The sequence below is a fragment of the Streptomyces sp. RLA131 genome (genome assembly GCF_056270125.1).
In genome coordinates, this window is the sequence record NZ_JBWDOQ010000002.1 from 2426103 (window position 1) to 2443624 (window position 17522).

Below are 17522 nucleotides of genomic sequence, written 5' to 3' on the forward strand. Positions count from 1 at the left end.
GCTCTACATGGCCACGTCAATAGTTCTGCCCAACCTGTGCCTTCCGGGGACCGGCGAGCGCCCGCGCGAACCGGGTGCCGAGCGCCGCCCGTGGCGCGCTTCCCTCACGCCAGGTCCGGCACGGATGCACCGAGTTCGCCAGCAGCACCAGGAAGGAGTCGGTGGCCGGGTCCAGCACCACACTGGTCCCCGTGAAGCCCGTGTGACCGACCGCCCCGCGCCCCGCCAGCTCACCCATGAACCAGGCCTGGTCCCGCTCGAAGCCGAGCCAGCGGCCGAAGGGCCCGCCCCGGTCCAGCATCGCGCGGCAGAAAAGCGCCAGGTCCCAGGCGGTGGAGAACAGGCCCGCGTGACCGGCGACCCCGCCCATGGCGAAGGCGTTCTCGTCGTGGACGACGCCGCGCAGCAGACCCCGGTCCAGCCGCCCCCACGGCCGCCGCTGGTCCTCGGTGGCGGCGATCCGGGGCACCCAGGAGGACGGCGGGGCGAAGCGGGTGTCGTACATACCGAGCGGGTCCGTGAGGTGCTCGCGCACCAGGGCGTCCAGGCCCTCACCGGTGGCGCGCTCCAGGACGTGCTGGAGCGCGATCAGATTGAGGTCGGAGTAGACGCGGGTGGTGCCGGGTTCGGCGACCGGGGCCTCGGCCCACAGCAGCGCGGCCCGCGACGCGGCGTCCGGGCAGTCGTGGAAGGGCAGTTCCGGCCGGAGCCCGGAGGTGTGGTCGAGCAGCTGGCCCACGGTGATGCCGCGCTTGCCGGCGGCGCCGAACTCGGGGACATGCGCCACGACCGGTTCGTGCGGCGCCAGACCGGCCGCGTCGGCGACGGCGGCGGTGAAGAGCTTGGTGAGCGAGGCCAGGTCGAAGACCGTGTCCACCCGCATGGGCACCCGCCGCGCGGGCGGCAGTTCGGCGTCGTACGCCGCGTACCGCAGCGCCCATCCGGTGGCCTGGTGCGCCAGCACCTCGCCGCCCCGGCCGGCCAGTACGACGGCACCGGCACACCACGGACGGGGGCGGCCGGGGGCCGGTGCCAGAAAAACCGCGAGTTCGTCGACGAGGGCGCTCAGCTCGTCAGGGCAGATACCTTTCGACAGCCGCGGCGCCATGCTCCTCCAGGGCCTTGCGGGCCTTCTCGATCAGCGCTGGGGTGGGCTCGCGCCCCGAGGCCATCACCAGATCCTCGGGGTCGATCATATGTTCGGATCCGGTGTGAAGGCAGCTGTCGGCTGTCTTCCAGGCCCACTTGCTCTCGTCGATCGGCTCGGACATGTCCGCCTCCTGACGCCTTACTACAGTCCATCCACACTACGCCGACCAGGACGGCAGAGCCCGGCGAAGCAGGCCACCGCGCCCAGCACGCTCACCAGCTGCACCAGCGCCATCGGCAGCGCCGTGTGCTCCCCCGCGACCCCGACCAGCGGCGAGGCGACGGCGCCGATCAGGAAGGAGCACGTACCGAGCAGTGCGGACGCGGAACCGGCGGCGTTCGGGGTCCGCATCAGCGCCATGGCGTTGGTGTTGGGCAGCACCAGGCTCATGGCGGACATCAGCACGAACAGCCCGGCGGCGACCGGGACCAGTCCGACCCGGCCGAACACCCCGGAGGACATGAGCAGCAGCGCGACGGCCGCCAGGGTGATGAAGGCCAGCCCGATCCCGACCACCAGGTCCATGCTGACCCGGCCCACCAGCACCTTGCCGTTGAGCTGGCCGAGGGCGACCAGGCCGACGGAGTTGACGCCGAACAGCAGGCTGTAGGTCTGCGCGGAGGCGCCGTACATCTCCTGGACGACGAAGGAGGACGCCGAGACATAGGCGAAGAGCGCGGCGAAGGTCAGCCCGCCCACCAGCATGTAGCCGGTGAACCGGCGGTCGGCGAGCAGCGCGCGCATCGTCGAGAGGGTGTGGCGCAGACCGCCGCCGTGCCGTCGGCCGGGCGGGAGGGTCTCGTGCAGCCAGCGCCACACCACCAGGGTGAGCAGCGCGCCGATCACGGTCAGGACGACGAAGACGCCCCGCCAGTCGGTCACCCGCAGCACCTGGCCGCCGATGACGGGGGCGATGATCGGGGCCACGCCGGAGATCAGCATCAGGGTGGAGAAGAAGCGGGCCATCGCCACACCGTCGTACATGTCCCGGACCACGGCCCGCGCGATGACGATGCCGGCCGCGCCGGCCAGCCCCTGGAGCAGCCGGAAGCCGACCAGCAGTGCGGCGGTCGGCGCGAACGCGCAGACCGCGGTGGCCAGTACGTAGATCACCATGCCGGCCAGCAGCGGCCGGCGGCGGCCCCAGCGGTCGCTCATCGGGCCGACGACCAGCTGCCCCAGCGCCATCCCGGCCAGGCAGGCGGTGAGGGTGAGCTGCACGGTCGACGCGGGGCTGTGCAGGGACCGGGTGACGGTCGGCAGCGCGGGCAGGTACATGTCCATGGAGAGCGGCGGCAGCGCGGTCAGGCCGCCCAGCACGAGGGTGACGAGCAGGCCCGTCCCGGCGGTCGTACGCCGGGCGGCGGGCGGCCCGGGACGCTCGGCGCGTCCTGCCGTCCTGGACGGCTCCGGTGTGGATATCTGGTCGGGCGGGATCGGGCCGGCTTCCGGCATACGGGTCTCCATGGTCGTTGAATCGTTCACTATGCTCTCAGGATTTGCACAGCGATCGACAGTCAGGGGTGGCCGGGCGATGCGACAGGCGACGGAACAGGCGACGGAACACCACCGGAGGATCCGGTGGGGGATCCTGGCGACCGGCGGTATCGCCGCGGCCTTCACCGCCGACCTGCTGGAGCTCAAGGACGCCGAGGTGGTCGCCGTCGCCTCGCGCAGCCTCGCCTCCGCCGAGGCCTTCGCCGAGCGGTTCGCGATCCCCCGGGCCTACGGCAGCTGGACCGGACTCGCCGACGACGACGGCGTGGACGTCGTCTATGTCGCCACCCCGCACTCCGCCCACCGGGTCGCCGCCGGGCTGTGCCTGCGGGCGGGCCGGGCCGTGCTCTGCGAGAAGGCGTTCACCGTCAACGCGGTGGAGGCCCGCGAACTGGTCGAGCTGGCCCGGGGGCGCGGGGCCTTCCTCATGGAGGCCATGTGGATGTACTGCAACCCCGTCATCCGGCGCCTCACCGGACTCGTACGCGACGGCGCCATCGGTGAGGTGCGCGCCGTCCACGCCGACTTCGGTCTCGGCGGGCCCTTCGCCCCCGACCACCGGCTGCGCGACCCGGCCCAGGCCGGCGGCGCCCTGCTCGACCTCGGCGTCTACCCGGTCTCCTTCGCCCATCTGATGCTCGGCGAACCCGACGAGGTCCAGGCCTGGGCCCGGCTCACCGAGGAGGGCGTCGACGCCAACACCGGCATCGTCCTCGGCTACGACAGCGGCGCCCTGGCCCTGCTCGGCTGCTCCATCACCGCCGGAACCGGCGCCACCGCGTCGGTCACCGGCACCACGGGGCGGATCGAGCTGCCCCACGGCTTCTTCCACGCCGACCGGTTCGTCCTGCACCGGGACGGGCGGGAGCCCGAGGAGTTCACCGCCCCGGTCAGCGAACTGCACGGCCTTCAGCACGAGGCGGCCGAGGTCATGCGCTGCCTGCGGGCCGGCGAGCGGGAGTCGCCGCTCGTACCGCTGGACGGCAGCCTCGCCGTGATGCGCACGCTCGACACGGTCCGGGACCGTATCGGCGTGCGCTACCCCGGCGAGGTGTGAGTCAGACCTGCCGCAGGCCCGGGTTGCCGGCCTCCGTCACGAAGGACGCGGCGGTGCTGACCGCGGCGCCGGGGGTGGTGACCGCGTCGACCGTCCGGTAGTCGGCGCGGGCCTGGTCCTCCGTCAGCTCCACGGTGACGTAGCCGCGCCGGCCGTCGTAGAACTTCAGATGGGGGTTGGCGGCCAGGTAGGTGGACCAGTTGGAGGGGTGCGCGGAGCCGTTCTTGCCGCTGGAGACCGAGCTGCCGACGAGTTCGACGCCCAGGGTCGCCGAGCCGGGGTCGTCGAAGTCCTTCTTGATGTCGAAGGCGTAGTGGACGTGCACATCGCCGGTGAGGACGACGAGGTTCTCGATACCGGCCGCCTCGACGCCCGCCAGGACCCGGTCGCGCGAGGCGGGGTAGCCGTCCCAGGAGTCCATGCTGAGTCTGGAGACGGCGGCGGTGGTGTTCCTGCGCTGCGAGAAGGTGACCTGCTGCGGGATGACGTTCCAGGTCGCGGTGGAGCGCCGGAACCCGTCGAGCAGCCAGCGCTCCTGGGTCTCTCCGGTGAGCGTCCTCGCCGGGTCCTCGGACTCCGGGCCCGGGTACTGCCAGCCGTCTCCGTAGGCCTGGTCGGAGCGGTACTGGCGGGTGTCGAGGATGTCGAACTGGGCGAGGTGCCCGTAGTGGAAGCGCCGGTAGAGCCGCGCGTCGGGGCCGTCGGGGAGCTGGGGGCGCCGCAGCGGCTGGTTCTCCCAGTAGGCGCGGTAGGCGGCGGCGCGGCGGACGAGGAAGTCCGCGGGCGGGTCGCCGTTCTCGTCGACACCGCCGGCGTAGTTGTTCTCGGTCTCGTGGTCGTCCCAGGTGACGAACCAGGGGTGGGCGGCGTGCGCGGCCTGGAGGTCGGGGTCGGTCTTGTAGAGGGCGTAGCGCAGCCGGTAGTCCTGCAGGGTGACCGTCTCGGTGTCGAAGAGGTCCGGGAGGGTGCGGTCGGTGTAGGCGCGGGCGCCACCGGCCGCGCTGACGGCGTACTCGTACTGGTAGTCGCCGAGGTGGAAGACCGCGTCGAGGTCCTCGTCCGCCAGATGGCCCAGCGCCGTGTAGTAGCCGTCGTGGTACGCCTGGCAGGAGACGAAGCCGAAGCGGATGTCGCGGGGCCGGGCGTGCCGGGCCGGTGCGGTGCGGGTGCGGCCGGCGGGGCTGATCCAGCTCCCGGCCCGGAAACGGTAGTGGTAGACGCGGTCGGGGTCGAGCCCGGTGGCCTCGACATGCACGGCGTGGTTGAACTCCGGGTGCGCGGTGGCGTGTCCGCGCCGGACGGTGCGGGTGAAGCCCTCGTCGTGGGCGATCTCCCACCGGACGGCGATCCGCGCCTGCGGCAGTCCGCTGCCGGGCTCGTACGGGCTCGGGGCGAGCCGCGTCCACAGCACGACGGAGTCCGGCAGCGGGTCGCCGGACGCGACCCCGAGGGTGAACGGATCGTCGTTCAGGACCTCCTGGCCCGCCTCGGCCGCGGCGGCGGTGTGCGCCCCGGGCAGGTTGGCGGCGAAGGCGAGCCCCGCGGCGGCTCCGGTGACGGTCAGGAAACGGCGCCGGTCGAAGTGCGCGGCGGCGGTGCGTAGCTCTCGGTCGTGCGACGACATGGATGTCATGTATGCCCTCCCGGACCACTGATGTCGTACGCCATTCCAGTGGCCGGCGAGGTCGGCGAGCTGTCGCGTACACGACATCATGATGACGGAGCGGTGAACGGCTGCGATACCCGCGCGCCGGGAGTGCGCGCCCCGGCGCGAGTGTGATCAGCATTCATAGGGAAACGGTCAAGTCCGAAATACAGCCCATAAGACCAGTTGTGGCGCGTTACGTTGCGGCATGCTCACCAGGCACCACACACGACCAGTGACGGAAACAACCGCGGACACGGCAGACGTATGGGCGGAGCCGGCGCCACTCCGCGGCGAGGAGGCTGCGGAGGCACGAGGCGCGGTCGGCGCGGTCGGCGCAGGGGAGGCCGACTCGATACCCGTGTCGGGGCCGGTGTTCGTCGACAGCAGCGGCAGACGGGCCCGGCGGGTGCGCCGGATCGGCTGGATCGTCGGCGGGGTGTGCGCGGTGTACACGGTGGGGCTGGTCCTGAGCCTGACCGGGGCCACCCCGATCGCACCCCGCACCCTGCTGCCGCTGCCGGGGATGCCGAGCACCGCCCCCGGAGAAGGCGAGGCCGAGGCCCGCGCGGTGGACGTGCCGTCCGAGCCGTCCGCCGGGCCGACGGCCGCAGCCGGCTCCGGGCGCACCGACTATGTGCGCACCGGAACGCGGTCGCGTGGCGTGGCGGCGCCACCCGGTGCCACCGGCCGGGCCGTGGCACCGGTGACAGCCTCGGCGACGGCCCCGGGGACGGCTCGGCCGACCGGCACCGAACAGGGCGGCCCGCAGGCCGGAACCCCGACGCCGGGGTCCGGCGCCGGCGGCTCCGGCCGGCCGAGCGAGTCGGCGCCCGGGTCGGCGAGCCCGACGGCCGGCCCGACGGCCTCGGCGTCGCCCGGCCCGGCGACCGGCGAACCCACACCCTCGGGAGCAGGCAGCGGCACCCCGCGGCAGCGGAACGGGAGCCGGTGATCCCGCTCCGGCCCCGGCTCGTCATCCCGCTGCTCGTCCTGACGATGCTGGTGTGCGTCCTGCTGCTCGGCGGCTATGTGCGCGGCGACTTCGCCGCCGACCACCGCGTCCACCCCCCGGTGTCCGCCGGCCGGGTGCCGCAGGCCGTGCTGGACGGCGGCCCGGTGGTGGACACCACGGGCGGCCGGCAACGGTCGTACCGCACGCCCGACCGCACGATCGCGCTGACCTTCGACGACGGGCCCGACCCGGTCTGGACACCGAGGATCCTGGACGTCCTGCGCCGGTACGGCGTGCACGCCACCTTCTTCGTCACCGGCGAGAACGCCGCCCGCCACCCCGCCCTGATCCGGGAGATGGTGCGCGACGGCCACGAGATCGGGGTGCACACCTTCTCCCACCCCGACCTGGTCTACCAGGACGCCGCCCGCCTCGACCGCGAACTGTCGCAGACCCAGCTGGCGCTGGCCGGCGCCGCCGGCATCCACAGCTCGCTCTTCCGGCCGCCGTACTCCTCCACCGCCGACGCCCTGGACAACCTCTCCTGGCCGGTGGTCCGCCGGCTCGGCCGCAAGGGCTATGTCACCGCCTTCATCGACCGCGACACGGAGGACTGGCAGCGCCCCGGCGTGCGGGCCATCGTCGACGCCGCGGTGCCGGCCGCCGCGAAGAACGACGTTGCGACGGACGGCGTTGCGACGGACGGCGGCACGAACAACGACGGCGCGATCATCCTGCTGCACGACGCGGGCGGCGACCGCTCGCAGACCGTCGCCGCCCTGGACCGGCTCATCCCCGGCATCCGGGCGCGCGGCTACCGCTTCGCCACCGTCAGCGGCGCGCTGGGCGCCCCCAGCGCCAACCAGCCGGTCACCGGTACGGAGTTGTGGAAGGGCCGGTCCTTCGTCGCGGCCGTCCAGCTCTCCGAGACCGCCGTGCCCGCGCTGGCCACCCTGCTGGGCGCCGTCGGCGTCCTGGTCCTGGCCCGCTTCGGCGCGATGCTCGTACTGGCCCGGCGGCACGCCCGCCGCCGGCGCGCCCCCGGCTTCGCGTACGGGCCGCCGGTGACCGAGCCGGTGAGCGTGATCGTGCCCGCGTACAACGAGCGCGAGTGCATCGCCAACACGGTCATCTCGCTGATGGCCGGCAGTCATCCCGTCGAGATCATCGTGGTGGACGACGGCTCCGACGACGGCACCCCCGACATCGTCGAAGCCCTCGGTCTGCCCGAGGTCACCGTCGTACGGCAGCTCAACAGCGGCAAGCCGGCCGCCCTCAACACCGGTGTCGCCAGGGCCCGTCACGAGCTGATCGTGATGATGGACGGTGACACCGTCTTCGAGCCGTCCACCGTCCGGGAGCTCGTCCAGCCCTTCGCCGACCCCCGGATCGGGGCGGTCGCGGGCAACGCCAAGGTCGGCAACCGCCGGACCATGATCGGGCGCTGGCAGCACATCGAGTACGTGATGGGCTTCAACCTCGACCGCCGCATGTACGACCTGATGCGCTGCATGCCCACCATTCCCGGCGCGATCGGCGGCTTCCGGCGCCGCGCGCTGGCCGACGTGGGCGGCATGAGCGACGACACCCTCGCCGAGGACACCGACGTCACCATGGCCCTGCACCGGGCCGGCTGGAACGTCGTCTACGCCGAACGCGCCCGCGCCTGGACCGAGGCCCCGGCCTCGCTGCGACAGCTGTGGAAACAGCGCTACCGCTGGTCGTACGGCACCATGCAGGCGATGTGGAAGCACCGCGGCGCCACGCTCGACCGCGGCCACTCCGGCCGTTTCGGACGCGTCGGCCTCCCCCTGATCGTGCTCTTCCAGCTGATGACACCACTGCTCGCCCCGCTCATCGACCTCTTCGCCCTCTACGGGCTGCTCTTCATGGACCCCGGCGGAACCGCCCTCGCCTGGTGCGGAGTTCTGGGCATCCAGGCCGCCTGCGCCGCGTACGCCTTCCGGCTCGACGGCGAACCGCTGCGCGACCTGTGGCCGCTGCCACTCCAGCAGGTCGTCTACCGGCAGCTGATGTACCTCGTCCTGCTCCAGTCCTGCGCCACGGCGCTGGCCGGCGGCCGCCTCGGCTGGCACAAGCTGCGGCGCACCGGCGAGGTCGGAGCGCCGCCGCCCGTGGCCGCCGGCGGCGACCGATGACCCGGCCCACGGCCGACCGACGCCCAGACCCGGAGGACCCCTTGCCCGCCCCGTCCGCTCCCGCTGCTTCTCCTGCCGCTCCCCCGGCCCGGCCCGGCCCCGGACGGGACCGCTACCTGGACCTCCTGCGGGCCCTGGCCCTGATCCGCGTCGTCACCTACCACGCCTTCGGCTGGGCCTGGCTGACCCTGGCCTTCCCCTCCCTCGGCATCATGTTCGCCCTGGCCGGCTCGCTCATGGCCCAGTCGCTCAGCCGCCCGGGGGCCAGAGCCGCCGCCGTACTGCGAAGCCGCCTGCGCCGGCTCCTCATACCCTTCTGGGTCTTCGCGGCCGTGGCGCTCGGCGCGATGTACGTGCACGGCTGGCGGCCGCACTCCTGGGCCCGCGCGATGTGCTGGATCCTGCCGCTCGCCGACCCTCCCGCCACCCCGTGGGCCGAGCAGCTGACCGGACCCCTGTGGTACATCCGCACCTACCTCTGGCTGGTCCTGCTCTCCCCGCTGCTCCTGCGGGCCTTCCGCCGCGTCCCGCTGGGCTGTCCCGCCGGCTGCCTCGCCCTGGCCGCGCTCGCCCAGTACGGCCTGCTGCCGCTCGGCGAACCCGCCCTGTCGGCCGCCGTCGACCTCACCGTCTTCACCGCCTGCTGGCTGCTGGGCTTCGCCCACCGTGACGGCCGGCTCGACACGGTCCGGGCCGGCACCGTGCTGGGCGTGGCCGTGCTCTGCGTCGCCGCCGGTGGCCTCTTCGCGTACACCCACCCCACCGACGAGGGGTACGACCTGGGTGACATCCCCCTCGCCCAGGCCCTGTGGTCGCTCGGCTTCGTCCTCGTCCTGCTGCGCTTCCGGCCGCGCCGGCTGCCGCGGATGCCGTGGGCCGACGGGGTCGTCGGGGTGCTCAACGCCCGCGCGGTCACCGTCTATCTGTGGCACGAGATCGCGCTCGTCGTCAGCGTCCCGCTGATCGACCGGATGTGGGACGTCCCCGCCTTCGAGGCCCATCTCCCGCTGGACGCCGTCTGGTTCCAGTACCTGGTCACCTGGCCGCTGATCGCGGTGGCGATCCTCCTCGTCGGCTGGGCCGAGGACCTGGCGTCGCGGCGCGTGCCGCATCCGTGGCCCGTCTCGGTGCGGAGCGGGAACACCGTCCGCGCGGAGGGTGTTGACGCCCCACATGACGATCAACACCGGCGAGACCGGCGGGACCAGCGGGACCAGCCCGACGGAAGTCCTGCGCTACACCGCGTTCTCCGCTGACCCCGCGGGCGGCAACCCCGCGGGCGTGGTGCTCGACGCCGCCGGCCTGGACGACGCCGCGATGCTCGCGATAGCCGCCGAGGTCGGCTACTCGGAGACGGCCTTCGTCACGGCGGCCGACGGCCGTGAGCTGACGGTGCGCTACTTCAGCCCCCGGGCCGAGGTGTCCTTCTGCGGCCACGCCACCGTCGCGACCGCCATCGCCCTGGCCGAGCGCACCGGTCCCGGCGACTTCGTGTTCGGCACGGCCGCCGGTACCGTCCCGGTCACCGTCACCGCCACCACCGACGACCGGGTGCCGGCCGGGCCGGCCACGACGCTGCTGCGGGCCACCCTCACCAGCGTCGATCCGCAGGTCGGGCCCGCCTCCGACGAAGCCGTGGCCGAAGCCCTCGCCGCCCTGCGCTGGGCCCCTGCCGACCTCGACCCGGCCCTGCCGCCCCGGATCGCCTACGCCGGTGCCCGCCACCTGGTCCTCGCCGCCGCCACCCGCACCCGGCTCGCCGACCTCGACTACGACTTCGACCGCCTCGCCGCCCATCTGCGCTCCCTCGACCTGACCACCGTCCAGCTGGTGTGGCGCGAGGGCGGCCCCGGCAGCACCGTGTTCCACGTCCGCGACCCCTTCCCGGTCGGCGGTGTCGTCGAGGACCCCGCGACCGGTGCCGCTGCCGCCGCCTTCGGCGCGTACGTACGCCACCTCGGCCTCGTCACCGCCCCGGCGACCCTCACCCTCCACCAGGGCCACGACATGGGGCGCCCGGGCCTGCTCACCGTCACCCTGCGCGAGGGCGACCCGAGGGTGCGGGTCAGCGGGACGGGTGTCGCCATCGGCTGATCGCCAACACCCCTTTTTTCAGGGCGATTTCCAGGTGAGCGGCGCCAACGTGCCCCGGCTTGCCTCGGGTACCCTGCTGCCCCGCGCTCCGGCGGCACCCGATCCTGGAAGGACGCCATGACTGCCTCCCCCGACGACCAAGCGGCACCGGACGCCGGTACACGGGCGCTGCCACGTCGGACGAGCAGATCGTCCGCCATCGCCGAGGCCGCCGCCGGCCGGACCACCAGCCCCCAGGACAGGACCGGCCCCGTCGGCGGCACGGCGAGCGCCCGACGTGCCGCCGCGGTCCCCGAGCAGCCGCCGTCCGGGGCCGGCCCGGCGCCGGACTCCGCCTACGCGGACGGCTTCGCGGCCGGACTCGCCTTCGCGCCGTTCGGCGGCGCCACGCCTGACCCCGGCCAGGGCCAGGATCAGGGCCAGGGCCAGGGCCGGGCGCCCGCGACCCGGCGGTCCCGTAAGGCCCTGCTGGCCGGTGCGGCCGTCGTGGTCGCCCTGCTCGTCGGCGTCCCGTTACTGGTGCTCGGCACCGGCGGCCACAGGCCGGCCGCGTCCGGCTCCGCCGACGGAACCGGCACCGGCACCGACGCGGACGCGGCGGACCCGCTCGCCCCGATATCCCCGGCCGCCGGGAACTCGAAGCCGCAGCGGCCCTCGGGCGACTCCAAGACCGGCAGCAGGCCCTCCGCCGACGGAACCCGGGCGGCCACGCCCGCGGAGGGGTCCGACGCCACGAGCAGCACCGTCGGCGACACCGACAAGGCCGGCTCGGCGAACGCCCCCGCCCCGAGCTCCCCGTCCACCGGCGGCTCCTCCGGCGACACCAAGGGAATCACCATCCGCAGCAACGCCTCCGGCCGCTGCATCGACGTCACCGACGGCAACACCGCGAACAGCACCCCCTTGCAGATCTGGGACTGCACCGGCGCCACCCGGCAGACCTGGAAGCTCATGTCCGACGGGACCGTACGTTCGCTGGGCAAGTGCATGGACGTCGCCAACGGCTCACGGGACGACGGCGCGGTGGTCCAGATCAGCGACTGCAACGGCACCGGCGCCCAGCAGTTCCGGTTCGACTCGGCCCACGAGCTGATCAACACCCAGGCCGGCAAGTGCGTCGACGTCAAGGACCTGCAGACCGCCAACGGCAGCCGCCTGCAGACCTGGAGCTGCACCGGCGCGGACAACCAGAAGTGGACCACCGGCTGAACGGAAACGGCCGGCGGCACACGGCTGCCCCGCGGTCAGGCCCGTAGGGCGCCTCCGCCGGCTTCCTCAGGGGCCGGCAGGGTCCTGGACGGGCGCCGTGGCGTCGGCCGGCTCGGCACCGGCACGGCCCACGGTCAGCCGCAGCGTCACGGCCGCCGAGGCTCCCGCCACCAGGCCGAAGGTCAGCGCGGCCGGGACGCCGTCACCGAGGGCGGCGGACAGGTAGATCAGTCCCCAGCGCAGGCCCGCCCCGTCCGTCGCCACCCGCAGCAGCTGGCTCGCCAGTAGCCCGAGGACGGTCGCGCACACCGCGCCCACCGCCATCGCCGGGACGGTGACCCTGGTCAGCAGTACGGACAGCCACCGCAGTGCCCACCACACGACGGCGAGCAGCAGCACGTCGGCGGTCCGGTACAGGAGCCAGTCGCCGAGCGGCGTACCGGCCGGACCCGCCCAGGCGCCGAGCAGCAGCCACTGGCGCAGGAGGTCGCCCGGTTCCGCCAGCAGCCCGTGGGACAGGGAGATCGGCTGGATGCGGGCGGCAACCGGCTGGTACGAGAGCACCACCAGAGAGAAGGCGATGACCGCGGTCCCCACGGTGGCGGCCAGGCGGGCGGCCCGCGCCGGCACGGCCTCCCGCGGTGGCAGGTCGGCGCCCTCCGCCGTGACCCGGGCCACGAGCACCGTCCCCAGCGCCGCGACCAGCGCGGTCACCACCACGATCTGCCGCCCGGACGAGATCGCGCTCACCAGCTGGGGCAGGAAGCGGTAACTGCCGTGTCCCTGCGAGGCGATCAGCCACGGCGCGGAGACGGTCACCGCGAGGGTCCCGGCCACCAGGCCCCAGGCCCACACCGCGAGCAGCGTGGCCGGCAGCCGCCCGCGCACCGGCGGGAGCCTGCGCACCAGGAGCATGGCCCCGGGCACGAAGAAGGTGAAGACCGCGGCGAACCGGATCTGCAGCGCGGTGTGGTGGAGCGCGAGGTAGCGAGTGCTGTCGGTCCCGGGTGTGCCGTACGAGGCCGCGGAGTCGGAGTCGTACGACCAGGGAGTGAGCCAGCGTTCAAGATCGGCGGCAGTCCGGCCGCCGATCACGTCGGCGGTGCCCGGCAGACGCAGCGCGTGCGCACTCGCCCCCGCCCACCACAGAAGCGCCGTGATCAGCAGACCTCCGACCAGTGCCGGTAACGCCGCGCGCCGATATGTCATGACCGTCCCCCCGCCGTTGTTCGCGCGTCCCGCGCACCCCGCGCGTCCCGCGCATCCCCAAGTCAGGCCGAGACTACGGGTCCTTGATCACATACGGATCACAGTCGTACACCGGCCTGCCGGGACACGGGCGGCAGCGGCGCTCTCCGAGGGACTTCTGGTCGCCCGACGCGGCAACCCCCCGAAAGACCGGAAGGGGCCTCCGACGCGGGTCGGAGGCCCCTTCGAGGCAAAGCCGCAGGTGGCGGCAGACGAGTCGGGCTGTACGCCGGGTTCTGTCGCCGGTCGGCCTCGCGGCCGGCCGGGAGACGGCCATCCATCTAGGACCGGCGTTGCCGCCGGCCTCGTGCGGTCTACCCGCGGACTCGGGCGGGCAGCCCTCGAACGTCCGCGCAGAGTGCCTGTCGGCGCTCCTTTTGACCTTGCTCCGGGTGGGGTTTACCTAGCTGCCCAGGTCACCCTGGGCACTGGTGGTCTCTTACACCACCGTTTCACCCTTACCGGGGGCCGAGGCCCCCGGCGGTCTGTTTTCTGTGGCACTGTCCCGCGGGTCACCCCGGGTGGGCGTTACCCACCACCCTGCCCTGTGGAGCCCGGACGTTCCTCGCCGGAACCGAAGTCCCGCCGCGGCCGTCCGCCCGGCTCGTCTGCCGTGATGACCATGGTAGCGGCTCTGCCGGCGGCCGCTGCCGTCGGTGCCCTCACGTGCGCGGGCCGGGCCGCCGTAGGCTGCAGCCTACGTCTACCGAAGGGGAATCCGCCGTGCTCGTCCTGCTTCCGCCGTCCGAGGGCAAGGCCGCCGGGACCACCGGTGCGGCGGTGAGGCCGGAGGCGCTGTCCCTGCCGGGGCTCGCCGAGGCCCGGCGCGCGGTGTTCGAGGAGCTGGTCGGGCTGTGCGCGGGCGGCGACGACGAGAAGGCCGCGGCGGTACTCGGGCTGAGCCCCGGGCTGCGGGGCGAGGTCGCCAGGAACGCCGGGCTGCGCGAGGCTCCGGCGCTGCCCGCCGGGGAGCTCTACACGGGCGTGCTCTACGACGCCCTCGGCCTGGCCACCCTCGACGCCGCCGCCCGGCGCCGGGCCCGGCAGTCACTGCTGGTCTTCTCCGGGCTGTGGGGCGCCGTCCGGATCACGGACCGTATCCCTGCCTACCGCTGCTCGATGGGCGTGCGGCTGCCCGCGCTCGGCGCCCTCGGGACGTACTGGCGGCCCTTCATGGCCGAGGTCCTGCCGGAGGTGGCGGGCGGCGGGCTGGTGCTGGACCTGCGGTCGGCGGCGTACGGCAGTGCGTGGAAGCCCCGGGGCGAGGTGGCCGGGCGGACCGCCGCGGTGCGGGTGCTGCAGGCCGACACCCGCAAGGTGGTGAGCCACTTCAACAAGGCGACGAAGGGCCGGCTGCTGCGGGCCCTGCTCACGGCCGGCGCCCGGCCGGGGAACCCGGCCGAGCTGGTCACGGCCCTGCGTGACCTCGGCTTCGTGGTGGAGGTGCCGGCGCCGGGGAAGCTGGACGTACTGGTGACGGACGTGCACTGAGCCACCACGGGCCGGCCCGCCCACGGGCCGGCCCTGGCGCGGCTATCGCAGGTGCGAGGTGTCGTTGAGCAGGCGCAGCGACGCGTTGCCGTCGCTGTAGTACGCGACGGTCGACACGGCGGCGGCCGACAGCTCCATGCGGAACAGCGATTCCGGCGGGGCCCCGAGGGCGAGCCGGACGAAGGTCTTGATCGGGGTGACGTGCGTGACGCACAGGACCGTCAGCCCCGCGTGGCGGGTGAGCAGCTCGTCCCGGGCCACCGCGACCCGGCGGGCGACGGTGGCGAAGGACTCGCCACCCGGCGGGGTGGCCCTGGAGGAGGCCAGCCAGGCGTCGAGTTCGGCCGGGTAGCGGTCCTTCGCCTCGGCGAAGGTGAGGCCCTCCCAGGCGCCGAAGTCGGCCTCCCGCAGGCCCTCCTCGATGTGCACGTCGAGGCCGAGGCGGGCGGCGACGGCGGCGGCGGTCTGCCGGCAGCGGGACAGCGGGGAGCTGACGATCACCTGGATCGTGCCGCGGGCGGCGAAGGCCTCGGCGGCGCACCGGGCCTGCCAACGGCCCTTCTCGGACAGCTCGGGGTCGGTGCCGCCGCTGCCGGAGAACCGCTTCTCGGGGGTGAGGGCGGTCTCGCCGTGGCGGAGCAGGACCAGGGTGGTGGGGGTGCCCAGGTCGGCGGACCAGCCCGCGGAGGCCGACTCCTTGGACTCCGCCGTCTCCGGTGCGGGCACGGACACCACCGCGGCCGGGCGGCCCGCGGCGAGCGCGGCCCGTGCCGACTCGGCGCCGCGGGTCGCGGCCTCGCGGGCGGTGGCCCGGTCGGGGGCGCCGGCGGGCGGGGTGTCCAGGGCCGCCCGGGACCGGGCGGGCTCCCACTGCCTGCCCTTCTGGCCGGCGTCCATGGCCTCGTTGGCGAGCCGGTCGGCGTGCTTGTTCCGCTCGCGGGGGATCCACTCGTACGTGACCTGGCCGGCCGGGAAGACCGTGCGGGCCTCCGCTGCCAGCGGCCGCATGTCCGGGTGCTTGATCTGCCAGCGGCCGGACATCTGCTCGACGACGAGCTTGGAGTCCATGCGGACGCGGATCCGCGCCTGCGGGTCGAGGGCGTGCGCGGCCCGCAGCCCGGCGATGAGGCCCCGGTACTCGGCGACGTTGTTGGTGGCCGTGCCGATGTACTCGGCGGCCTCCGCCAGGGCCTCGCCGGTCGCCGGGTCGAGGACGGCCGCACCGTAACCGGCCGGGCCGGGGTTGCCCCGGGAACCGCCGTCGGCCTCGACGATGAACGTACGAGGCGCCATTAAAGACCGGACTCCGGGGTGCGGACGAGGATGCGGCTGCAGTTCTCGCACCGTACGACCGAGTCGGCGGGGGCGGCGCGGACGTCGTTGAGCTCGGTGATGTTGAGCTCCAGGCGGCAGCCCTCGCAGCGCTTCTGGTAGAGCTTGGCGGCGCCGACGCCGCCGGAGTTCACGCGGATCCGGTCGTAGAGCTTCAGCAGGTCGGCGGGGACGGAGTCGGCGATGACCTCGCGCTCCTTGGCGGCCTTGAAGCCCTCGGCGTCGATCTCCTCCAGGGCGGCGTTCTTGCGGGACTCGGCCTCGGTGACCTTGGCGGTCAGCGAGTCGGAGCGGCCGGTGAGCTCGGTGACGCGCTCCTGGAGGGACTCGCGGCGCTCCATGACCTCCAGGACGACGTCCTCCAGGTCGCTCTGCCGCTTGGCCAGCGAGGTGATCTCGCGCTGGAGGTTCTCCAGGTCCTTGGAGGAGGAGACCGCGCCGGAGTCCAGGCGCTGCTGGTCGCGGACCGAGCGCTGGCGCACCAGGTCCACGTCCTGCTCGGCCTTGGTCTGCTCGCGGGCGGTGTCGCTCTCCTGGGTCTGGGCCGCGACGAGCAGGTCACGGACCTGGGCGAGGTCCGCGTTCAGCCGGTCGAGCTCGGCGTGCTCGGGAAGGTTGCGGCGCTTGTGGTCCAGCCGCGCGATGCGCGAGTCGAGGGCCTGGACTTCGAGGAGTCGGATCTGGTCGGCGGGCGCGGCGTTCAGCGGGGGGCTCCTGAGCTAGTGATGGTTTCGAGGGGACGGGCGTGTGCCGTCCAGGGGTCGGTCACCGTGCGCGACACGAAGGTGCGCAGGGCCCAGCCGTGGCGGTCGGAGATCTCGTCGAGCTGGCTCGCGGCCAGCTCGCACCAGGGCCACTCGGTGGCCCAGTGGCCGGCGTCCACGAGCGAGGGCCGCCCGTCGGAGAACAGCCCGGCCTGCTGGGCCTCGGAGGCCGGGTGGTGGCGCAGGTCGGCCGTGAGGTAGACGTCGGCGCCGGCCCGGCGTACGTCGGCGAAGAGGCCGTCGCCGGAGCCGCCGCACACCGCGACCGTCTTCACCAGCTGCTGCGGGTCACCTGCGACGCGCAGCCCGGTCGCGGTCCGCGGCAGGCCCCGGGCGGCGCGGTCGGCGAACTCGGCGAGCGTCAGCGCCGTGTCCAGTACACCGATCCGGCCGAGTCCGCGGCGGCCCGCCGGGTCGGCCGGGTCCGGCACCAGCGGCCCGGTGACGCGCAGGCCGACGGCGGTGGCGAGGGCGTCGGAGACGCCGGGGGCGGCGCGGTCGGCGTTGGTGTGCGCGACGTGCAGGGCGATGTCGTTCTTGATCAGGTCGTGCACGACCCGGCCCTTGAAGCCGGTGGCCGCGACCGTGGTCGTCCCGCGCAGGTAGAGGGGGTGGTGGGTGACGAGCAGATCCGCCTCGGTCGCCATCGCCTCGTCGGCGACCTGCTGGACCGGGTCCACCGCGAAGAGCACCCGGCCGACCTCGGCGTCGGGATCCCCGCACACCAGGCCGACGGCATCCCACTGCTCGGCCCACCCGGGGGGCCAGAGGGCTTCGAGCGCGGCGATGACGTCGGACAGTTTGGGCACGGGTGGAAGGTTACCCCTCATCCCTTACGCGGACGGAGCCACGGACTCCTGCACATACCTGGACCGGCCCCCCGGGGAACCGGACAACAGCCACCCTTACGTGTGAAGCGGG

15 protein-coding genes and 1 other RNA gene are annotated in these 17522 nt (G+C 73.7%); 7 read left to right on the forward strand and 9 right to left on the reverse strand.

Annotation, left to right across the window (positions count from 1 at the left end; all coding sequences use genetic code 11):
- Positions 1–16 precede the first annotated feature (16 nt).
- Genes RWE79_RS11965 through RWE79_RS11975 form a run of 3 tightly spaced genes read right to left on the reverse strand, consistent with a single transcriptional unit; the run spans position 17 to position 2605 of the window.
- On the reverse strand, positions 17–1108 hold the full coding sequence (locus RWE79_RS11965) for a serine hydrolase domain-containing protein (RefSeq protein ID WP_475940039.1): 1092 nt from the start codon (positions 1106–1108) through the stop codon (positions 17–19).
- The gene (locus RWE79_RS11970) at positions 1074–1271 is read right to left on the reverse strand and encodes a hypothetical protein (RefSeq protein WP_475940040.1); all 198 of its coding nucleotides are present in this window, start codon (positions 1269–1271) and stop codon (positions 1074–1076) included. Before RWE79_RS11970 ends, RWE79_RS11965 begins: the two co-directional genes overlap by 35 nt.
- A gap of 20 nt (positions 1272–1291) precedes the next feature.
- A complete protein-coding gene (locus tag RWE79_RS11975) occupies positions 1292–2605 on the reverse strand; it encodes a multidrug effflux MFS transporter (RefSeq protein ID WP_475940041.1) in 1314 nt (437 codons plus the stop codon).
- 79 nt (positions 2606–2684) lie between these two features.
- Between RWE79_RS11975 and RWE79_RS11980 the strand changes: the two genes are divergently transcribed.
- Positions 2685–3704 (forward strand): Gfo/Idh/MocA family protein, encoded by a 1020-nt coding sequence (locus RWE79_RS11980; protein ID WP_475940042.1) that lies wholly within the window; start codon positions 2685–2687, stop codon positions 3702–3704.
- Position 3705: 1 nt separating this feature from the next.
- Here the strand turns inward: RWE79_RS11980 and RWE79_RS11985 are convergent, their stop codons facing one another.
- The gene (locus tag RWE79_RS11985) at positions 3706–5337 is read right to left on the reverse strand and encodes an alkaline phosphatase D family protein (RefSeq protein ID WP_475940043.1); all 1632 of its coding nucleotides are present in this window, start codon (positions 5335–5337) and stop codon (positions 3706–3708) included.
- Between the two features lie 247 nt (positions 5338–5584).
- Here RWE79_RS11985 and RWE79_RS11990 point away from each other — a divergent pair, with 247 nt between their 5' ends.
- From RWE79_RS11990 to RWE79_RS12010, 5 genes are all read left to right on the forward strand, one after another.
- A complete protein-coding gene (locus RWE79_RS11990; protein WP_475940044.1) occupies positions 5585–6304 on the forward strand; it encodes a hypothetical protein in 720 nt (239 codons plus the stop codon).
- On the forward strand, positions 6301–8463 hold the full coding sequence (locus tag RWE79_RS11995; protein ID WP_475940045.1) for a bifunctional polysaccharide deacetylase/glycosyltransferase family 2 protein: 2163 nt from the start codon (positions 6301–6303) through the stop codon (positions 8461–8463). The genes RWE79_RS11990 and RWE79_RS11995 overlap by 4 nt, the downstream gene beginning before the upstream one ends.
- A 41-nt stretch (positions 8464–8504) precedes the next feature.
- Entirely contained in the window at positions 8505–9719 is a 1215-nt protein-coding gene (locus RWE79_RS12000; protein WP_475940046.1) for an acyltransferase family protein, read from the forward strand.
- Entirely contained in the window at positions 9637–10557 is a 921-nt protein-coding gene (locus tag RWE79_RS12005; RefSeq protein ID WP_475940047.1) for a PhzF family phenazine biosynthesis protein, read from the forward strand. Before RWE79_RS12000 ends, RWE79_RS12005 begins: the two co-directional genes overlap by 83 nt.
- Positions 10558–10674: 117 nt before the next feature.
- A complete protein-coding gene (locus RWE79_RS12010; RefSeq protein WP_475940048.1) occupies positions 10675–11766 on the forward strand; it encodes a ricin-type beta-trefoil lectin domain protein in 1092 nt (363 codons plus the stop codon).
- 66 nt (positions 11767–11832) lie between these two features.
- Here RWE79_RS12010 and RWE79_RS12015 read toward each other — a convergent pair whose 3' ends face one another.
- Complete coding sequence (locus RWE79_RS12015; RefSeq protein ID WP_475940049.1) at positions 11833–12975, reverse strand: hypothetical protein; 1143 nt, start codon at positions 12973–12975, stop codon at positions 11833–11835.
- Between the two features lie 248 nt (positions 12976–13223).
- An RNA gene (gene rnpB / locus RWE79_RS12020) (RNase P RNA component class A) lies at positions 13224–13621 on the reverse strand.
- Between the two features lie 116 nt (positions 13622–13737).
- On the opposite strand from rnpB, the gene yaaA reads away from it, so the two are divergent.
- The gene (gene yaaA, locus RWE79_RS12025; RefSeq protein ID WP_475940050.1) at positions 13738–14505 is read left to right on the forward strand and encodes a peroxide stress protein YaaA; all 768 of its coding nucleotides are present in this window, start codon (positions 13738–13740) and stop codon (positions 14503–14505) included.
- Positions 14506–14547: 42 nt separating this feature from the next.
- Here yaaA and RWE79_RS12030 read toward each other — a convergent pair whose 3' ends face one another.
- The 3 genes from RWE79_RS12030 to RWE79_RS12040 are packed head-to-tail and all read right to left on the reverse strand — an operon-like array spanning position 14548 to position 17410.
- Entirely contained in the window at positions 14548–15798 is a 1251-nt protein-coding gene (locus tag RWE79_RS12030; protein ID WP_475940051.1) for a bifunctional RNase H/acid phosphatase, read from the reverse strand.
- The gene (locus tag RWE79_RS12035) at positions 15798–16541 is read right to left on the reverse strand and encodes a zinc ribbon domain-containing protein (protein WP_475945763.1); all 744 of its coding nucleotides are present in this window, start codon (positions 16539–16541) and stop codon (positions 15798–15800) included. Before RWE79_RS12035 ends, RWE79_RS12030 begins: the two co-directional genes overlap by 1 nt.
- Positions 16538–17410, reverse strand: a complete 873-nt coding sequence (locus tag RWE79_RS12040) for a Nif3-like dinuclear metal center hexameric protein (protein WP_475940052.1) — start codon at positions 17408–17410, stop codon at positions 16538–16540. Before RWE79_RS12040 ends, RWE79_RS12035 begins: the two co-directional genes overlap by 4 nt.
- Positions 17411–17522 lie beyond the last annotated feature (112 nt).